This window comes from Calothrix sp. CCY 0018 (assembly GCF_963920925.1).
In the GTDB taxonomy this organism is placed as follows: Bacteria; Cyanobacteriota; Cyanobacteriia; order Cyanobacteriales; family Nostocaceae; genus Rivularia.
In genome coordinates, this window is the sequence record NZ_CAWUDI010000101.1 from 1 (window position 1) to 3067 (window position 3067).

Consider the following 3067-nt stretch of genomic DNA (forward strand, 5'->3'; position numbering starts at 1 on the left):
TTGTACCTTTGTTAATTCTTATTTTTCGTCTTACCCCGATTTACTGAGCGGATACGCTGGTTTGACTTTCTTCGCTATCGGTAGGATTTATAGCAGCTAAAGAATTATAATTATTGACATCAGCAGTATCTATAGATTCTGTAGCTAAAGAACCACCTCTAACGTGAATTCTATATTCTCGCAGATATCCGGCTAATTGTTGCAATTGTGCCATCAAATTATCTGCTTTGATACTAGATTTATCGCTAATTTGCTGCAATTGTTCTATATTTGGTGGTTGACATTTACTTGTTTTCCTCGTTTTACGTTGCTGTAACCTTTGGGCGCGATAAACTGTATGATAACTTGACAACAACAATTTATATTTTTGAATTTCGGTTGCAGTTAACGAGTGAAATTGACTTAAAATACGTTCCAACTGTTTTGGTTGGGTATCGTTAAGAATTGCCCAATCACTCAAAAGGTAAATTCCACATTCCAACAAAAATTTACTTAGAGCGGGATGCTGTTTTACCTTTCTATTTGTCCACGAGGATAAACTACTTTGATTTATATCAAAACTATTTAATATTTGTAAAGAATAGCATTGATAAGAACTTTTCGGCTGCAACCTACCATCATCATCAAGTACATAGGGAAGTAAATCCCGACTTGTGAAACCCCCAGTAGCACCAAACTGCTTTGCTAAATTCAAGCAAACCTTGTCGATTTCCCAAGAAATAAAGCATAGTAGAGTGCGTTGTGCATTAATGCGGCGATAAGCAGAGCTTGATGCCGAAGGCATCAAGCCAGACGTATCTTGATATAAATCTAAAAGCTGCGACTGGATATCACGGCTTGAAAGATTGCCAGCATTCGTAACAGAGGCAAATACCCGATCAAAAAATGTCTGCGCTGATGGAATAGACTGAACTTGGCGATCGCCCGCAGCATCAATCCTTACTAATGTCCAGTATATTGATGGATTAGTCATCGGTAATAAATCATTAGTATACGAGCGCATCTTAAATTAATAAGTAAATATACAATAATGTTTCTGATACACATTTCTCAAGTTTCCTTAGCTGTCATTAATTCTTAGCTCTGAGCAAGTTATGGTTATGCACTTTCTGTGTTTTAAGGAGGAGTTAACCTATTTCTGTTGAATCAACTCCAACAACTCAGTCGTAGATATTTTACCGCTAACATCAGCATCTTCGAATAAACTATCCGCCAAATCTCGTTTATGATGATGCAAATCCACAATTTTATCTTCAATAGTATCCTTTGCTACCAAGCGGTAAATAGTTACCGGACGCTGCTGTCCAATGCGATGAGCGCAGTCTGAGGCTTGGTCTTCCACTGCCGGATTCCACCAGGGGTCGATGTGAATTACGTAATCGGCAGCGGTTAAATTAAGACCAGTACCTCCTGCTTTTAAACTAATCAAGAATACATCTCCCTCCCCACCTTGAAAAGCATCCACCCGTTTTTTCCTTTCTTTCGTCGGAGTACTACCATCTAAATATTGATATTAGACATCGCAGGAATTGAAAAAGAACTGCATCCAAACCTCTCCCCCACTGGGGGAGAGGCTTAAAACCCCCATTCCCTCATAGGGAAGGGGGGTAGGGGGGCTCGCGGTTTGTGTGTAATTTAAAACCATAGAAATGTTTTCCGGAGATGTCTATTGAAGCGGGTAAACCTGTGGATATGTCGCGGGTTTATTTGTATGCAGTGCGACGGAAGATGGAACGGGATATCAAAGCCGAACGCACGTTTACTTCTTTGGCAGATAAACTGTATTTCTTGTGCGAATTATCTTGGGAAATGCTTTCAACCGACCAAATGAGCATTAATTACAAGTTGTTTCCCGATCGCATTCGGCGCTTGTTTGGTTCTATGGTGCAAGAACAAAACGATTTAGACCACTGGCATTATGACATGATGGGGCAGACGATGCTGATTCGTAATGCAAATGGGGATTATAGTTACTAATTTTGTAGACAAATCTACTCAAGCTTTATAAGGTTTAAACCTTACTGGACTAACTACAAGCCTCTCTACTGAGTCTCTGTTAAAAACAGAATCCCCAACTACTTTTCTCAGAATATTCAAAGAACCATTCAAATCGGCATTAATTTTTATTCCTTGCGCGGATTTGAATAAACCTCTTTTAACGCGATTTCCTTGATATTTAAAACGAATATCTGTTCTGAATCAATTGCTTGAATCATGATTTTTCCCAATATTGTAGTTGTTTGATCAAATCAATACTTGTTTCTCAGTATCAATTTATTTTCAACCAAATACAGATTTAGATTGGGTAAAATAAGAAATATTCAGTATCTAATTATTAATAAGTCTATAATTAAGTATAAGGAATAAACACAAATAACTATGGAAACGAAAACCAAACGTCAAGATTTAATTCAATTAATATCCGCACATTTAGATATAGCACCCGAAAGTACTTTAGAAAAAGTTTTAGAATTATTAGAGGATGAAGAAGATATTAGAGATGCTCGCGCTGAGTTAGCAGATGCAAAGCAAAACGGAACAATCTCATGGGAAGAATATAAGAGAGAAACTGCGTGAATTATCAAGTTGAATTTACTAAGGGTGCATCAAAGCAACTCAAAAAACTACCAACAGATATTAAAGAACGAATCGATACAAAAATTCAATAATTAGCAATAGAACCTCGCCCAAATGAAGTTAAAAAGTTACAGGATGATGATTTGTATCGTATTCGAGTCGGCGATTATCGAATTGTTTATCAAATAGATGATGATATTGTATTGGTGAGTGTTGTTAAAGTAAAACATCGTCGGGAAGTTTACCGAGATGAAAGTTGATCGAACACTTTTATTGCAGTGTTGGAGATAACAAAATAAGTTACAGCGTAAAAACAGCCCCATTTTTCGCGAGCCATTCTTTTCTCTCTTCCCAATCGGGTAAAATTCGCTCTACTTTATCCCAAAAGTCTTGGTTGTGTAGTGGTTGTACTAATTGACACTCTCAGGTCTAAATACACTGAGAAACTGCTTCCAGAGTAAACTTAGGTAGCACCCAAAGTCTAACTCTC

At 37.5% G+C, this 3067-nt stretch carries 4 protein-coding genes and 3 pseudogenes; 4 read left to right on the forward strand and 3 right to left on the reverse strand.

The window, feature by feature from the left end; genetic code table 11:
• Window positions 1-40 precede the first annotated feature (40 nt).
• Together ACM03V_RS34245 and ACM03V_RS34250 are read right to left on the reverse strand one after the other, a co-directional pair.
• Window positions 41-973, reverse strand: coding sequence for a hypothetical protein (locus tag ACM03V_RS34245; protein ID WP_414625273.1), 933 nt, complete (start codon window positions 971-973; stop codon window positions 41-43).
• A gap of 159 nt (window positions 974-1132) precedes the next feature.
• Window positions 1133-1513, reverse strand: a pseudogene (locus ACM03V_RS34250) (DEAD/DEAH box helicase); the annotation flags it as partial.
• 155 nt (window positions 1514-1668) lie between these two features.
• Here ACM03V_RS34250 and ACM03V_RS34255 point away from each other — a divergent pair.
• The 4 genes and pseudogenes from ACM03V_RS34255 to ACM03V_RS34270 form a co-directional block, all read left to right on the forward strand.
• A pseudogene (locus tag ACM03V_RS34255) lies at window positions 1669-1971 on the forward strand (NTPase (NACHT family)); the annotation flags it as partial.
• A 408-nt stretch (window positions 1972-2379) separates the two neighbouring features.
• A complete protein-coding gene (locus ACM03V_RS34260; protein WP_414625274.1) occupies window positions 2380-2577 on the forward strand; it encodes a hypothetical protein in 198 nt (65 codons plus the stop codon).
• Entirely contained in the window at window positions 2574-2669 is a 96-nt protein-coding gene (locus ACM03V_RS34265) for a type II toxin-antitoxin system RelE family toxin (protein ID WP_414625275.1), read from the forward strand. The genes ACM03V_RS34260 and ACM03V_RS34265 overlap by 4 nt, the downstream gene beginning before the upstream one ends.
• 6 nt (window positions 2670-2675) lie before the next feature.
• Window positions 2676-2837: a type II toxin-antitoxin system RelE family toxin gene (locus tag ACM03V_RS34270; protein WP_414625276.1), complete on the forward strand. Its 162-nt coding sequence runs from the start codon at window positions 2676-2678 to the stop codon at window positions 2835-2837.
• A gap of 40 nt (window positions 2838-2877) precedes the next feature.
• Here the strand turns inward: ACM03V_RS34270 and ACM03V_RS34275 are convergent.
• A pseudogene (locus ACM03V_RS34275) lies at window positions 2878-2979 on the reverse strand (YgjP-like metallopeptidase domain-containing protein); the annotation flags it as partial.
• Between the last annotated feature and the right edge of the window lie 88 nt (window positions 2980-3067).